11 protein-coding genes and 1 pseudogene are annotated in these 16,684 nt (G+C 43.2%); 5 read left to right on the top strand and 7 right to left on the bottom strand.

The features are described 5' to 3' along the window. Window positions 1–76: 76 nt before the first annotated feature. A pseudogene (locus PNC201_RS03930) lies at window positions 77–340 on the top strand (endonuclease III); the annotation flags it as partial. Window positions 341–489: 149 nt separating this feature from the next. Here the strand turns inward: PNC201_RS03930 and PNC201_RS03925 are convergent. Beyond that, window positions 490–1,485: a YncE family protein gene (locus PNC201_RS03925; protein WP_102056237.1), complete on the bottom strand. Its 996-nt coding sequence runs from the start codon at window positions 1,483–1,485 to the stop codon at window positions 490–492. A gap of 313 nt (window positions 1,486–1,798) precedes the next feature. Between PNC201_RS03925 and PNC201_RS03920 the strand changes: the two genes are divergently transcribed. Beyond that, window positions 1,799–3,709, top strand: a complete 1,911-nt coding sequence (locus PNC201_RS03920) for an aminotransferase class V-fold PLP-dependent enzyme (protein WP_010607380.1) — start codon at window positions 1,799–1,801, stop codon at window positions 3,707–3,709. 500 nt (window positions 3,710–4,209) lie between these two features. Here PNC201_RS03920 and PNC201_RS03915 read toward each other — a convergent pair whose 3' ends face one another. Next, window positions 4,210–4,920: an SIMPL domain-containing protein gene (locus PNC201_RS03915; RefSeq protein ID WP_010607381.1), complete on the bottom strand. Its 711-nt coding sequence runs from the start codon at window positions 4,918–4,920 to the stop codon at window positions 4,210–4,212. A 145-nt stretch (window positions 4,921–5,065) separates the two neighbouring features. Between PNC201_RS03915 and PNC201_RS03910 the strand changes: the two genes are divergently transcribed. Beyond that, entirely contained in the window at window positions 5,066–7,735 is a 2,670-nt protein-coding gene (locus tag PNC201_RS03910; protein ID WP_102056236.1) for a bifunctional acetate--CoA ligase family protein/GNAT family N-acetyltransferase, read from the top strand. A gap of 32 nt (window positions 7,736–7,767) precedes the next feature. Next, on the top strand, window positions 7,768–8,715 hold the full coding sequence (locus tag PNC201_RS03905; RefSeq protein ID WP_102056235.1) for an ion transporter: 948 nt from the start codon (window positions 7,768–7,770) through the stop codon (window positions 8,713–8,715). Between the two features lie 15 nt (window positions 8,716–8,730). Here PNC201_RS03905 and PNC201_RS03900 read toward each other — a convergent pair whose 3' ends face one another. From PNC201_RS03900 to PNC201_RS03890, 3 genes are all read right to left on the bottom strand, one after another. Next, the gene (locus PNC201_RS03900) at window positions 8,731–13,071 is read right to left on the bottom strand and encodes an EAL domain-containing protein (RefSeq protein ID WP_102057842.1); all 4,341 of its coding nucleotides are present in this window, start codon (window positions 13,069–13,071) and stop codon (window positions 8,731–8,733) included. Window positions 13,072–13,204: 133 nt separating this feature from the next. Further along, window positions 13,205–13,630 (bottom strand): GNAT family N-acetyltransferase, encoded by a 426-nt coding sequence (locus PNC201_RS03895; protein WP_102056234.1) that lies wholly within the window; start codon window positions 13,628–13,630, stop codon window positions 13,205–13,207. Then, window positions 13,630–13,833, bottom strand: coding sequence for a DUF3283 family protein (locus PNC201_RS03890; RefSeq protein WP_010607386.1), 204 nt, complete (start codon window positions 13,831–13,833; stop codon window positions 13,630–13,632). The genes PNC201_RS03895 and PNC201_RS03890 overlap by 1 nt, the downstream gene beginning before the upstream one ends. A gap of 167 nt (window positions 13,834–14,000) precedes the next feature. On the opposite strand from PNC201_RS03890, the gene PNC201_RS03885 reads away from it, so the two are divergent. Next, window positions 14,001–14,690 (top strand): hypothetical protein, encoded by a 690-nt coding sequence (locus tag PNC201_RS03885; RefSeq protein ID WP_010607387.1) that lies wholly within the window; start codon window positions 14,001–14,003, stop codon window positions 14,688–14,690. On the opposite strand, the gene PNC201_RS03880 is transcribed toward PNC201_RS03885, so the two are convergent. Both PNC201_RS03880 and lpdA read right to left on the bottom strand, forming a co-directional pair. After that, window positions 14,674–14,922, bottom strand: a complete 249-nt coding sequence (locus PNC201_RS03880) for a DUF1289 domain-containing protein (RefSeq protein WP_102056233.1) — start codon at window positions 14,920–14,922, stop codon at window positions 14,674–14,676. The genes PNC201_RS03885 and PNC201_RS03880 overlap by 17 nt on opposite strands. Window positions 14,923–15,064: 142 nt before the next feature. After that, window positions 15,065–16,489 carry a dihydrolipoyl dehydrogenase gene (gene lpdA, locus PNC201_RS03875; protein WP_010607389.1) on the bottom strand — a complete coding sequence of 475 codons (1,425 nt, stop codon included), beginning with the start codon at window positions 16,487–16,489 and terminating at the stop codon, window positions 15,065–15,067. Window positions 16,490–16,684 lie beyond the last annotated feature (195 nt).

The raw sequence follows: 16,684 nt of genomic DNA, 5'->3' as shown, positions 1-16,684 counted from the left end.
GCGGCTTAGTGTATATTTTTATTAAAAAATTGACAATATTCATACAGTTAAAGCAGGTGATTACGAACTTAGTTATCTACTTTCCTTATACTTCGGCAGGCCGACTATTGCTGTAGACACCCATATATTCCGCGTCTCCAACCGCACCAAATTTGCTATGGGTAAAGATGTAGTGGCAGTCGAGCAAAAGCTGGAAAAGGTTGTACCAAAAGAGTTTAAGGTAGATGTCCACCACTGGCTTATTCTCCATGGCCGCTATGTGTGCACCGCGCGTAAACCTAAATGCGGCAGCTGTATTATTGAAGACTTGTGTGAGTTTAAAGAGAAGACTGATAGCTAATCTTTATTTTAACATAAGAACAACTTTTACTTGCGGTGGTTACCGTGAATTTGTTGTTTCGTAAAATTGTTCAAGCGATATGAAAGCACAGATCGCTGCGTAAAGCAGCTCCTACTTCAAGCCACATTCGTATCGACGTGATGGTTAGCCTAAGGCAATACCACTGCTGAATACCCTATTCCATCTGGTCCGTTACCAGTAGGGAGTTCAAATAAGGTTTTGCCAGATACAATATCTATAACAAGGACCTTATTTTTTTGGTAAGCGGATAAAAATAAAGTGCGATCGTCTGGATGGAGGATCACGCCTTTTGGTCCTGTTCCTGGCTCAAACTTTATTTGACGCAGCTTTTCTTTGTGCATTGCATCGATCACATCAAGGGTGTGATTCCTATAGTCTGGGATCACAGCAAACTGCTCATCGCGGGTAAGTAACACACGGTATGGAAAGCTATAGCCTTTCCATTGTTTAATTATACGCTCATTTGCTACATCAAACACGGTAACTAAGCCATCATCGTTGCTACCAACCCAGAGCTCTGAGCCACTTTTATTTATGGTGATAGCCTCTGGTACTTTTGGCATTGAAATTTTGCGAAGTAAGGCACCTGACTTTACATCTAATTCAGACACTGAATCTGCGCGCATATTTGTGGTGTAAACACGCTCGCTAGACGCCGGCAGCGCCACCATATGAGAGCCTCTTTGCTCTGTTGCTATTACTTTATCAATTTTCCCCGACTCTATATCAACGATTACCACACTGTCGGAGCCTTCAGACGATACTGCAACGCGTTTTTGGTCTTTTAAAAACAACACGCCATGTGGCCTTGGATAACGAGACAAATCAATGGTTTTTACTTTTTTTGCTTGCCGAACGTCAAAAACACTTAGACTATTGCCACGTGCATAATTAGTGACAACAGCCGTATGCCCGTCGGCACTCATTGCTAATTCATGTGGTCCTCTGCCGGTTGCGAGCGTCAGCTTAATTTTTCGGCTGCTAAGATCGATGAAATCAACCGAGTCCCCCTTTTTATTTACAACAACCAATGTTCCCGACAAGTTATTTGTATCAGCCCATGAAGGGAAGCTAATTAAACACCCAAATAAGAACACATACACAACATAATTAACCAATCTCATTTTGACTCCTATTGATCTGTTAGCCTGAATGATTACTAGGGCCTGTTGTTTTTATCACTACTGTATTTATCATTGAAAAGCAATCGTAATACAGCCTTCAAAAACACCCTATCCCAAATTTAACTCAGACACGCCTGATACTCGAAACCTTCCTGTTTCCTATGTTGAATAGCACACTTTCCATCACTCGCAACAACTTCCTCGCCTACATCCGTTTTACAATTTCTAGAACATTTTCAAAGTATTGATTTCACAAATCACTACGCTTTCTTTATGCTAATGAAAGTCTTTAAATTTTAATGCCAATATCATTATGCTACCTGTCCTTCGTATCTTGTTAATAGAACAAGAGCCAGCTGTATTGCAAGCGCTCTCAAGCAATCTGTCAAAAACGATCCCTAATTTTGAGCGAGAGGATGTTCAAATCGATATTATTGAATGTCTCGAACTTTCAAAAGCCTTGGAGCATGTCACTGAAGATGGTGATATTCAAGCTGTCGTGCTGAGTTGGGATGTGCAACAGAAAAGTGGCGAACAAACCTATAGTCGCTTTATCGAGCAATTAAAAAGTATTCGTCTAGAATTACCGGTTTATGTTATTGGTGATGACACTAAAGGGCTTGAGATAGTCAACGAATCCGAGGAAATCGAGTCTTTCTTCTTTAAAGATGAAGTTATCTCAGATCCTGAAGCCATTTTAGGGTATATGATCAACGACTTTGATGACAGAGCCGAGACGCCATTTTGGACGGCGTATCGCAGTTATGTCGGCGAAGCGAACGACTCTTGGCATACTCCAGGTCACAGCGGCGGTTCAAGCTTTAGAAACTCTCCTTATATCAAAGATTTTTATCAGTTTTATGGCCGTAATGTATTTGTCGGAGACTTGTCGGTATCGGTTGATTCGTTAGGTTCACTGTCAGACAGTACCAATACCATTGGCCGCGCTCAGGAGTCCGCTGCAGCAACGTTTGAGGTTAAACGCACTTACTTCGTGACCAATGGCTCGTCCACCTCGAATAAAATCATTTTGCAAACCCTACTTCGCAAGGGCGATAAGGTGATCATCGACCGCAACTGTCATAAGTCTGTGCACTATGGCATTTTGCAATCGGCCAGTTTCCCTATCTATTTATCGAGCATTTTAAATCCCAAATATGGCATATTCGCACCGCCTTCACTGGCTGACATCAAGCAGGCGATTGAACAGAATACCGATGCAAAACTACTGGTACTCACAGGCTGTACCTATGATGGTTTGCTGAGCGACCTAAAACAAGTCGTAGAATTTGCCCATCAGCATGGCATCAAAGTCTTTATTGATGAAGCTTGGTTTGCTTACTCGCTATTTCACCCTAGCTTGCGCCATTACTCCGCCATTCATGCAGGTGCCGATTATGTCACCCATTCGGCGCATAAAGTCGTATCAGCATTTTCGCAGGCGTCTTATATCCATATTAACGACCCTGATTTTGATGCTGATTTCTTCCGTGAGATTTACAGTATCTACGCCAGCACCTCGCCAAAATACCAACTGATTGCGTCTTTGGATGTGTGCCAAAAGCAGTTAGAGATGGAAGGCTATAAATTACTCAATGCGCTGCTGAACCATGTTGCAGAGTTCAAACAGCAGATGGCCTCGCTCAAACATATAAAAGTGCTTGATAAGCAAGATTTTATGAACATATTCCCACATTTTAGTGGCGATAATATGGGTCATGATCCGCTTAAAATCCTCATCGATATTAGTGAACTGCCATACTCATTAAAGGATATTCATAAGTTTCTGCTAGACGAAATTGGGCTGGAGATTGAGAAATACACCCACAGTACCATCTTAGTCTTACTAACCTTGGGTGGTACACGCTCAAAGATCATTCGTTTATACAATGCCTTAAAGAAGCTCGATGGCGGCAAGGTAAAACTATCGAAGTCAACGCGACGCTCACGCTTACCTGAGAATTTACCCGCTATTGACCTTGCTTGTATTCCTAGTGATGCCTTCTACGGTGAACGTGAATCTGTGCCTATTAGCAAGAGCAACAACCGTATTTGTGCAGGTTTAGTCACCCCGTATCCTCCGGGTATTCCGCTTTTGGTGCCGGGTCAACATATTACCCAAGAGCATATTGAATATCTCAAGGAACTGGCAGGCCAAGGATTGACCATTCAAGGTAGTTTCGATGGTGAGATCTACGTGCTTAAGGAGCAAGAGGAAAAATAAAGCGAGCCACTATCGTTAGTTGACTCACTGAGCAGCGATGTCATTAGACATTGCTGCACCAGCATTACATAAAAGATTATAAAGAGCTGTTAGCTCACTGAGTATAGCCTTAACTGAGAAACAATTTGTTTATCAGGCTAATTACTACTAAGAAATATGATCCACCTGAGAACACATAAAAATTTAAAAATCAAATCGTTACCATCAAGTCTGTATTATTACCCTTTAGCCTATATTGACTAGCTCTACCCATCTAATCAATACACGCTGATAGAAAAGCACTATCTCTGGCTCAGCTTAAGATATTCCACTGATGATACAAAGTAATCAACCTGAGTCTTGGATAAGGAATAAGCTAACTTATTGTTTTTAAAGTTCACCTTAATTTCCCCCTTGTCCAGCCAGAGAGTTTTAGTGGTAACACTGCTTCCTGTAGGCAAGGCAAATTTACGCACCAATAGCTGGCATCTGGAGTGAATTCAATGCAGTTAGCGCTAATACTAATCCGATAAATAGTATTCTACGCTCGTGACCACACGTACAATTTTGATCTGCGGTGTATTACTGTCTCTATCGCGAATGCTAAATTGCCCTTGTCTTGCTGATTTTATTTTGCCAAGTACAGAGTCGGAATCTTTAGCAAATTTGACCGCCACTTCTCGTGCTTTTTGTGTGGCTTCTTGCACCATTTCAGGCTTAATATCATTAAGGCCAGTAAACAAATATTCAACTCGATTTTGATAATCATCTTTGGTGATGGCAATACCTTGTTTGGCCAGCTCACTTAACTGCCCTAGCGCTTGCGATACCTTATCTGGATTATTGGAGTACACTGTCACACCAGCTTTTGCCACATACCGAAATCCCTGATTATTTTGTCCGTACTCTTGGGCGTATTTATCTGTAATAGAAGGCGCTGATATCGAAAGCTCGGAAGCATCAAAGCCATGTAAGGTTAAGAACGCGCGGATAGCTGCGTTTTTCTTTTCAGTGCGCTCAACCAACGCTTCCAGATCGTTATCTGCATCACGATAAAATACAGGCCAAATCACCGTATCTGCCGTTACTTCCTTTTCCGATAACCCCTTTACACTTACCGTTCGCTCCATTCCTTTTACTTCTAGAATGGTCGATTTTACCATCCAGCCACTCACTATCACCGCCAGTGATAGCAAAGCCGCAGGAGCTAAATATTTACTCATAGTAGACATATCTTTGTCCTCAACGTTACGCCTCAGTCATGGTTTTCGTACAATTATTATAGGGATAGATCAAAGTCTACCTTAATTGCACTCGAAAACTGCGAGCAAAATGGTAGAGTGGTGCTTATGAGCTGCGGCTGAACTAGGAAACAGTATGAGCGTAAAGCGTATTAGCCAATTTTTTAACCCCCAATCTATTGCGGTGATTGGTGCTTCTAACAATCCAGATCGCGCCGGCTTTATTGTAATGCGTAACTTGCTGCAAGGCGGCTTTAAAGGGCCCATTATGCCCGTCAGCCCAAAACATACCGCAGTGCATGGAGTGCTTGCTTACAATACTATTAGACAGTTACCCAAAGTCCCTGATCTCGCTGTTATTTGTACCAACAAACAAACCCTAGTGCAAATCATCAATGAGCTTGGCGAAATTGGTTGTCAGCATGCAATCATCATCGCGGCGGGTCTCGATAATCAGCATAAACAACTATTAAAAGAAGCCGCCAAAATAGCCAAAGTCACCTTGCTTGGTCCTAATTGCCTCGGTTTACTCATTCCTCACTTGGGTATTAATGCTAGTTTTTCTCATACGGTTGCAGCACCCGGTAAGCTTGCTTTTATTTCACAATCGGCGGCGGTATGTTCAACCATACTGGACTGGGCACAACATAAAAAAATCGGCTTTTCTTACTTTGTTTCCGTTGGGGATTGCCTTGATATCGATTTCGACGAACTACTCGATTTCCTCGGACGGGATCCAAAAACCCAAGCTATTTTGCTTTATATTGATAATATCGACGATGTTAGGCGCTTTATTTCCGCAGCTCGAGCCGCTGCATTTAGTAAGCCCGTCATCGCCATAAAAACCGGTAAAACCAAGGCTGGCGCAATCGCTGCGCTGAATCACACCGGCGGCAATACCTCCGATGACGCAGTTTATGATGCCATGTTCCAACGTGCAGGTATGCTGAGGGTAAACGATCTTAGGGAGCTATTTGCTGCCACTCAAACCCTTGCTTTACACCCCAAATTGCTGCAAGTAGAACAGCTGACCATTTTAACCAATGGTGGCGGCCCTGGCATTATGGCGGTCGATACCTTACTACAGAACTCAGGCAAACTGGCGGTACTAAGCGAGCAGACCAAGCAAGCGCTCAGCGCCCTGATCCCACAAACGGATCATGCTTGTAACCCTATAGATATTTTTGGTGATTCCTCGCCAAAACGTTACCAACAAGCACTAGAAGTTCTGTTAAAAGCTGACGAAGTCAAAAACTTATTGATAATTCATACTCCTTCAGCGCTTGCGCCAAGTACCGCTTATGCCGAGATCATTGCACAGACCCTAGCCAAAATTCCAAAAATGGCACGCCCTTATGTGATGACAAACTTTATGGGTGAAGAAGCGGCATATGCTGCAAGGCTTGTATGCGCAAATGCTAAGATCCCAACTTATCGTACACCCGAAGGTGCAGTTGGTGCCTTTATGCACTTGGTGAGCTACCGCCGAAACCAAAAACATCTCACACAGACACCAGAATCCTACAGTGATGAAGGCCAGCTGCAACACCTGCAAAGCAAACGTTTAATCAATGACTTTTTAAATTCAGGTGCCAATAAACTCGCGACCCATTTGGCTTCTCAAGTGCTGGCTAATTACGATATAGAATGTATAGAGACACAAATCGCACTCACCCCCTCAGAAGCGAAAGAGCAAGCTCAGCAGCTTGGCTTTCCCGTTGCACTTAAACTGATAAGCCATGATATTCCTTCTAAATCGGAAGTGGGTGGGGTTGTACTCAACCTCAACGATGCAGAAGAAGTAGAACAAACCGCATTTTCGATGTTACTACGGATCCGTGAGGCGGCACCCGAAGCTGAAATAGAAGGCTTCTCTTTGCAACGCATGGCAAAACGCGCTGGTGGACAAGAATTACGGATAGCAGTAAAAACCGAGCCCGGTGTCGGCCCTGTTATTTTACTAGGTGAAGCGGGCACCGGGCTTAATTTCTCTCAAGCTGCGGTGGCATTGCCACCACTGAATATGAACCTTGCAAAGTACCTGATTGCAGCCGCCCATGACAAAGGCTTTATCAAGGAGCGAGCACTGCCTGAAAAGGTCGATAAATACCGTCTGTGCGCCCTACTCACTCGTGTCTCTCAAATGGTAGTCGACCAACCCGATATTATTGATATGGAACTCAACCCTATTTTGGCCTGTTCGGGTCAGTTCCAAGTGCTCGACGCCAGTATTACGCTAAGACGATACGAGCCAGTATCAGGCCGTAAACGCTTGGCCATCCGACCTTACCCCCGAGAGTTGGTAAAAACCGTGACATTAAAAGATGGCCGCCCTGCAACCTTGAGACCTATTCGTCCTGAGGATGAAAGAGCGCACCAAGAATTTGACCAGTCTTTAAGTAAAGAAGATAGATACCGCCGCTTTTTTGGCGAGCTGCCGCAATTTAATCATGAGCAACTCGCCAAAATGACGCAAATTGACTACGACCGAGAAATGGCGTTTATCGTCACTGTGCCGAATAAATCTAGCTACCAAACGCTTGGGGTATCACGCGTATTGATGGACCCAGATAACCAAGTGGCTGAATTTGCCGTAGTGGTACGCTCAGACTGCCAAGGACTTGGGCTTGGACGAATACTCATGGAAGCTGCTATAAAACACTGTCGTAAACAAAACGTACAAAGTATAGAAGGGATCACTCTGCCAGAAAATAGCGGTATGATAGGTCTTGCCAAAAAGCTCGGATTCACCGTATCTCGAGATTTTGAGGAAGGCACCATTCAGATGGTGTTACACTTAAACTAAACACAAAAAAGATAAGGGATGCTGGCAACTTGATGCAACTTCACATCAGAGAAAAAACGGCTGCGGTGCTCGAGGCTACAGGGCAATACCGCCGACTCGGGCGGGCAGTTGATATCTTCCTCATCACGCTGATTTTAACCAATGTCGTTGCCATCGTGTTGGAATCTGAGCGCGACTTAGCAACTGTGTACCATCACTACTTTCTCACCTTAGAGTTAGTCAGTGTGACCATCTTCGCCATTGAATACTTACTGAGATTTTGGTGCTGTGTCGATAAGCTTGATTACCGCCATTTGGATATACCAAATTGGAAAAAGCGCCTAAAGTATCTGATATCACCGCTGGCGGTGATTGATCTCATCGCTATTTTGCCAACCATATTAATGGCCTTTATCACCTTTGATCTGCGTTTTTTACGTGTTATTCGATTACTCAGGATCTTTAAGCTGACGCGCTACTCTCGGGCCATGCAGTTGCTACTCGCAGCATTTAAAGAAGAATCGAGTTCATTACTTGCCGCCTTTTTTATCATGAGCGTTGTGCTAATCATGGCCTCTTGCGGAATTTATCTTATTGAACACGATGTGCAACCGGATAAATTTGGCTCCATTCCTAAAGCGATGTGGTGGGCGATGGCTACTCTAACCACCGTGGGTTATGGCGATGTTGTGCCTATCACCCCGCTTGGACAATTTTTTGGTGGCCTTATCACTTTACTCAGTATGGGCATGGTCGCGATCCCCACCGGCCTCTTGGCCTCAAGCTTTGCGGACCAAATGCGCAAACGTCGAGATGCATTCAATGAAGCGGTATTGCATGCGTTAGTCGATGGTGATGTCGACAAAAGTGAACAAGCCCATTTAGAAGCCCTTCGTATAGAGCTTGGCTTAAGTCAATTGGAAGCAAACCAAGCAATTAAACTAATGAGTAGTCAACGCGTCCATCATATGTACTGTCGTCACTGTGGTAAAAAGCTGTAGCCAAAGAGACTACAGCTATATTTCAGAGAGTAGCTGCGCGACTTGTTCGCCACTAATCGCCGAGCTGAAACGGTAACCTTGATAATAATCAACTTGCTCTGCTTTGATGCGTTGATACTGTAGATCGTTTTCCACCCCTTCTGCGACACATTTTAATCCCAATCCATGCGCTAAATTTACACATGAGCGAATAATTAAATAGCTTTCAGGATCCTCAGCAATTTGCTGTACAAAGCTTTTATCTATCTTGATGACATCAATAGGCAATTGTTGCAGATAGGTCAAAGAGGCATACCCCGTCCCAAAGTCATCCATATAGATACGACAGCCCAGTGCTTTTATTTCTTTCATCACTTTCACCGCGCTCTCAACGTTAGAAAGCAGAGCTGTTTCTGTTATCTCAAAGGCCACAGAATGACCCGACACTTTACTGCGGCACAGTGCTTGTTGAATATCCTCGACTAAGCTTGAGGATTCAAAATCAATGGCCGAGAGATTAATGGATATATATAGGTCTTGCTTCATGGTTTGCCAGTGTCTCAATTCAACTAATGCCCGAGAAAGTGTTTGTAAGGTAAGCTCGGTAACGACACCGGCATGTTCAGCAGCAAGCGCATACTCCTGCGCACAAAACTCGCTATTTTCAGGCCAGCGTAATAGCGCTTCAAAGCCAAGCAGAGTATCGCTTTCTACATCGACAATAGGCTGATAATGATTACTAAATTCACCATTTTTTAAGGCCCTCATAAGTGCTTGCTCGACTTCTCGTGAACGCCTAACCTTGCCATTCATTTCTTCGCGAAAAAACTGATAACTGGAAATTTGCTGTACATTAACATGCTCAAGCGCAGCCTTTGCTGCTTGGTTTAACTCAAAAGCGTCTGACGCATCGTCGGGATACATTGCAATACCAATGGCAGGTTGCATAAGTACGGTATGCCCTGCGGCTTCAATTGGAGTACTAAATGAGTGAACCAAACACTCAACATACTGATGAACCTGTTCAGGGTTGTCGAGGTGCTCCATCAACACATAAAACGACTTATCATGTCCCGTCGCTAAGCTATCTAACTCACGGAAGCAGCAGCGTAGCTTTGTTGCAAGCAGAGGAAGCAACTCAGCAACAAAGTCTGCACCATAGATATCGTATAGGTTCTGCAAACGGTTAAACTTTATGACCAAAAGTGCGAAATGTGTATGTTGCGAATGCACGATTGCGTGCTGCACTCTATCCATCAATAACGCTTTATTTGGTAACTTAGTTTGTAAATCATAGTTAGCAAGCTGGTATAGCTCTTTTTCTGTGCGCTTTTGCTGGCTAATATCGGTAAGCACCACCACATAACTGTATAGTTCACCATCGCTATTCGCCACGGCACTAATTTTTATAAGTACGTCTCTTTCATCACCATTGGGCAAACTCACCACTTCCTCAGAGCTTAAATGCTGATGCACAGCCAGCGCCAACGTCTGGCGTAGATACATCATACGTTTTTGTCTCGACATCCCAAGCTTCACCGCAGTGCTTGATGATGGGATAGAGTCAAGGTTAAAGGCATTTTGCATCGCCCGATTACAAGCCTGAATACGCAGTCTTTTGTCTAAGATCATTACCCAGTCACGGGTCTGCTCAAACGCCGCCCCAAATAATGCGGCTCGCTCTTCAAATAAACGCTCACGCGTTAAGTTGGTATAGGTGCCTGCCACCTGAGTTGGATTACCTTCATCCCACTCAAGTACCTTGCCAAAGTCCTTATACCAACGCCACTGACCTTTGCTGTCTTTTAATCGATAAGTACAGTCGATAAAGCCTTTGTTCGTTGTGACGAACTCAAGCCACTGTAAGCGAAACATGGCTCTATCCGAGGGATGTATCTTTTGCAGATAATCATCCAAGCCAACACTCTCAAGCTCGTAATCGAGCTCCGTAACTAATCGAGGCTGATAGATTAAGGTACTACCCGCATGCCACTCCCATACGCCGGAGTTACTTCCCTCTAGCGCCATTTTCAACCTAGCTTCGCGGTCTTGTGTTTCCTTATGAGCGGCAAGAATAAGTTGCTCAACGCGATACTTTCGATAGCTCCAAAGAGACAGTAGTAAGAGCGTAAGAAAAACATATCCGGCAATCGCAACAGGTGAGCGCCACGCGGGGTAATTTACATTAATGGTTAATTTTGCAGGCGGTGTATAATCTCCCGTTAACGGATCTTTAGCCCAAACTTTTAACGCATATTCACCGGGATTAAGTTTAGGAAATACCACGCGATTTTGATTACGACTCAGGATCTTCTGACCACCAGATATTTGATACTCATAAATAATCCGATCCTGATAACTAAATGCCATTGCAGAGAATGACACTTCGAGTCCAATGTCATCATGCTCAAGCTCGATGTGATCAAATTGCTTTAATCCGGCTTTTTGATTTGGGCGAGAAATTAAATCCACGCTGGTGATATTGACATGATCAAGTAATGGCTTTTTAGGTCTGTTGTCATCGGGAGAAAACACCACAAACCCTTTCAACATACCATAGGCTATGCGACCGTCTTCCAACATCACCGACGCGCCACCGTTAAACTCATTAGAAAGTATGCCATCTTCGGTCGTGAATTGTTGTAAATGCAAATTATCTGGGTCTAGACGCCAAATACCTTTGTGAGATGACATCCAAATCATACCTTCCTTGTCTTGGCGCATTTCATACATCAAAGTATCTATTTTGTGGGCTTTTAAATCGATGTTATAAATTGGCTCGTAACCATCTAACGTCAGACCAATCAAACCAAAGGATGATAGCGACAACCACAAGATATTATTTTTATCTATGGTGTAGGTAGTGATATCGACCGCTAAATGCTTATTTGCTTTCGGCGCTTTATAGATCTCAGTTAGCGTTTCCAACTGCGGATCATATTGCAGCAATACGCCAGCATAGTAGTAAAGGGGTTTAAGCGGTTCGTTTGGAAGTGGTGGGTAGAAGCCATAAGTAAGAAACGGATCGACATTTTCAAATGACTTCGTCAGGTGTGTCAGCTCTGCTGTATTAATATCGTAAACGAACATCCCAACGTCACTATTGACGAAATAAAACTTACCATCAGATAACAACTCCCCACCTTTCACAAAGGATGTCAATATCTCTTTATCTTCTGGATTGTTAGCCTTGGGCCTTGTTACTTCGTGAGTAATAGGGTCAAAGACAAACAGTCCTTTTACCGTCGTCAGCCAAAGCTTATTTTTATACTCCGCAATCTTCCAGATAATAAACTCTGAGAGAATTTCGTCACCCAAGTAACCCTTTAGAAACTGTTTAGTCTCTCTGGTTTTTGGATTGTATCGTGTTAGGCCGTCATTCGTTGCCAGCCACAAAAATTGATTAGATTCATGCATCGCCCAGACATTACTGTGAGAAAAACCTTCACCTTCAACGGTAAGATCACTAACATTATCAAACGCCAGCGTACTGTCTGGTAAGTAAAATGCACCGTCTTCTTTTGTGGCGACCCAAAGGCCACCATAGTTGTCTTTAACAATATCGATAATACTGGTATTTGACGGCAAAAATACGCTTGAAGACAAACGGCTATCTCGAACCGCATTACCATCTTCAATCGTGTAATAAACAAGACCTTTGTCAGTACCAAGCAGCAAGGTATGTTCATCATGCCTGAGCATTTTCCATATGTTTAGTTCGGGAAGCAGCGTTTTAAACTGTACCTCTGCGTCAAAATCTTTTAGTAGTTGAGAAATATCTAGCTCATACATCCCCTGAACCGCACCCACGAGCAAGGTATCCTGGTCTAAAATAAATAGTGATTTAGTATTTGTTTGATAAGGATGTTCAATGGGAGCAAGGTGATCGAGGGTTCTTAATTTTTTCGTTGTTAAATGATATGCAAACAAGCGCTCTGAAGTGGCGATAAACAAGATGTCTTGATGTTGATAAACAGCGCGTATAAAACCACTTTCTTCATCTAACGGTAAAGTCACCTCACTCTTGAGCTTACCTGAGTGGATATTGAGGGTCGCAACATCATTGGTACGCACAACCCACATATGATCATCATCTTTGGTCAAAACAATATTAACCAAATTAGAATAAAACTCGTCCTCTGTAGACGGTGGTTCTATATATTTTCTATACTCATCTTTCATCGGATCGTATCGCAGTAACCCTGCAATACCCGTCGTGATCCAAATCCCACCAAGGTTGTCCTGATAGATATAATTTACCTGCACTTTATCAAGTACGCCATCGGGTCCATTTACATCCAATACCTGATAGCCATCGTAACGGTTAAGCCCACCTTCAGTGGAAAGCCATAGATACCCTTGCTCGTCGATAAGCAGTGTATTGACGTAACTTTGTGATAACCCTTCAGCAGGTGAAAGTCGTGAAATTTGCGCGGCATTTACCAATGCAGTAAATAGGCAAATGCAAAATATAAAACACAGGCGAAACATAAAAGGCCGAGATTGTTAATTAGACGTAATACATTGCCACGAGTTGACGGTTTTGTCCAAGATAACTAGATAAGCGAGAAGCGAGTTCAGACGGTAATTGGCATGAGTTATTTTGAAACCCAAGTGCGGTATAAAAATGACAGAGGTGGCGATATGCAAAGGTATAAACTGTTTGCCCAGGGTTTACACTGCGAAAATGATAAACAGCTGATTCAATTAATTTTTTTGCAACACCTTTGCGTCTAAACTGCGGTGCAACATAAACGCCTACAAGTAACCAATAGCCATCTACAGGCTGTAAACGACAAGCCGCTATAATTTTACTATTATCTTTAACTACCCAAACGTTGTCGTGTTTTGCAGCTCGTCCTCGTGCTTTTTGAGCATCATAAAACTTATTAACGAGCGGTGTCATTATCGCTGGGAGTAGTTCAACCGAATACATCAAGCAAGCATCAGGCTCAAGTAAAATTCAAACTTTTGCTTCAACGTATCCTGTTCAGAGAGTGGCCTTTGATTGATCGCGTCATAGATTGCTTCTCTACTTTTTTTGCCTCGTTTTATTTGGTACGCCCAAAACGATGCTTCATACTCAAGTTGAATTTGGTATTTTTCTTGTCTAGGTAGCAAACATAGGTTGTGGCTCATTACACATCATTCAATTTTAAGTGAAGGGAACCACAAGTGTATCACAAGCCAACACACCTATTGCAGCAAAATCTAGTTTTGATTAAACCGAGATGCTGTGCACTTTTTTGTAAAAATTATGTATACTAATAGCCTCTACTTCTAAGTAATCAGTTGACGGAGTTGGATTGAAAACCGCATTACTATGTTTAATTATGATGATTTCAACGGCGACTCAAGCAGCCACAGATACGCCAAAAGTTATGCATTTCAATCAACCGCCAAAGACCCCGCAAGCACTCTATGTAATTGAACTTATGGGAATGGTTTATCAATCTCTCGACATAGAGCTACGCCTTGAAGAATTTAATCACAAAGGCTCTCTAATTGCAGCTAATGCAGGAAACCTAGATGGACAGTTAGCTCGAGTTGCGAGCGTGGAAAAGGAGTATCCAAACTTGCGTCGTGTTGATTACCCGTTGTTTCAGTTTAACTTGCAGCTATTCACCCTTTGTGGCGATTGTAAACTTAGGGAGCTTCAATCCTTAACGGTTCGCAGCGGCTATCCTGTAGCGACCACATATTTGGCTGAGCACCAAATCCAAGCTTATGTTATCGGGGTGAAAAGCGCGGTAGCACAACTCAATTTAGTCATGCAGAAGCAAGTTGAAGGAGCACTTATTCTCGACTTTCACTTGAAGCCACATTTAAAAAATATCAATGAAGAAACCCTACAAATAAAAAATTTAGCCGTCGTTGAGAGCTTTCACTTCGTGCATAAGCGCAATGAACAATTAATTCCACTAATCAAGGCAAAACTAGAGGAATTCGAACGAAAGGGGGTAATAAAAATGCTCAAAGCTAAATATCAAATTTAAAGTTTTCTCCTGTTTGCTCATCTGTTTGCTCCGTTTTTGATTTACGTTGCAAGTACCTTTTATATCGTTGCTGACACAGCGCAATAACTTTACGTTTTTGCTCGTTATTAAGATTATTCCACTCAAAGCGCTCTTCGCGACTGCGATAGCAACCTTTACAATAACCGCGATTATTTACCTGACAGATCCCCTTACACGGACTTGGGATCTCAAATATCTCAATTTGTTCCATGTACACTCAACACTTTTGCCCCTTTTCTAAGCATACTGTTTAGTAACTAGTCTGCCAAGGTTATAAAGAGCGAGTTACAACCTAGGGTCCCAAAAACAAAAAAACCCAGCACAAGGCTGGGTTTTTGAAAGCTCAGAAAAACTTACTTTTTCTTCACTGCTTTTTTGTTTGGAAGGTCAGTGATTGAACCTTCGAAGATTTCAGCAGCTAGACCGATTGACTCATTCAGCGTTGGGTGAGCGTGGATAGTAAGCGCTAGGTCTTCACCGTCAGCACCCATCTCTACTGCTAGGCCGATTTCACCAAGCATTTCACCTGCATTGATACCAACCATAGCACCACCGATCACACGGCCTGACTCTTTATCAAAGATAAGCTTAGTAGAACCTTCAGTACGTGCAGAAGCGATTGCACGACCAGAAGCTGCCCACGGGAATACCGCAGTTTCAATGCTTAGACCTTGCTCTTTTGCTTCTTTCTCAGTCACACCAACCCAAGCGATTTCTGGATCTGTGTATGCAATTGAAGGAATACACTTAGGATCGAAGTAATGCTTCTTACCAGAGATAACTTCAGCAGCAACGTGACCTTCATGAACCGCTTTGTGCGCAAGCATAGGTTGACCTACGATGTCACCGATAGCGAAGATGTGATCAACGTTAGTCTTCATTTGCTTGTCAGTGCTGATAAAGCCACGCTCATCAACATTTACGCCCGCTTTGTCAGCGTCAATTAGCTTACCATTTGGTGTACGACCAACAGCAACTAGTACTTTGTCATAACGAACTTGGCCTTCAGGTGCTTGCTTGCCTTCGAAAGATACGTAGATACCGTCTTCTTTCGCTTCAACAGCAACAACTTTAGTAGAAAGCATCACGTTAAACTTGTCTTTAACGTACTTTTGGTAAATCTTGATAACGTCTTTGTCAGCCGCTGGTACTAGTTGATCAGCAAACTCAACTACGTCAATCGCTGAACCTAGTGAACGGTAAACAGTCCCCATCTCAAGACCAATGATACCACCACCTAGTACAAGTAGCTTTTCAGGCACGTCTTTAAGCTCAAGTGCACCTGTAGAGTCGATGATACGCTCGTCTTCAGGAATGAAAGGTAGGCTTACAGGCTGAGAACCCGCTGCAATGATTGCGTTATCAAAGGTCACTGTTTTTGCACCGTCAGCACCTTCAACAGCGATAGTGTTAGAACCTGTGAACTTACCGTAGCCGTTAACTACAGTTACTTTACGCATCTTAGCCATTCCACCAAGACCACCTGTAAGTTGACCGATCACAGACTCTTTCCATGAACGGATTTTGTCTAGGTCAATTTGTGGAGCACCGAAAGAAACACCGTGAGAAGCCATTTCTGCTGCATCGTCAATTACCTTTGCAACGTGAAGAAGGGCTTTTGAAGGGATACAACCAACGTTCAAGCACACACCACCTAGCGTGTCGCGAGATTCGATTAGTGTAACGTCTAAACCTAAGTCTGCTGCACGGAATGCTGCAGAGTAACCACCAGGACCACCGCCTAGTACAACAACTTGAGTTTTGATTTCGTTGCTCATGTTATTACCTTAACTGTTATTTGAACGGGTTTACTCGTCGAGAGTAGCCGACCCAAAGTGCCTGCCAAACACCCGATTCGGGGCACAGGGCAGAGAGAGTTATTATTGCTCGAAAGTGTATCATTCACACTCTCTATTGTCCCGCCTAATTATCAAGCGGAACAATAAAATACAAGAAAACCGCATCACCTAAGT

It is taken from the genome of Pseudoalteromonas sp. NC201 (assembly GCF_002850255.1).
Lineage (GTDB): Bacteria > Pseudomonadota > Gammaproteobacteria > Enterobacterales > Alteromonadaceae > Pseudoalteromonas.
The sequence above is the reverse complement of the archived record's forward strand: the minus strand, read 5'-3'. Positions and strand labels throughout refer to the sequence as shown.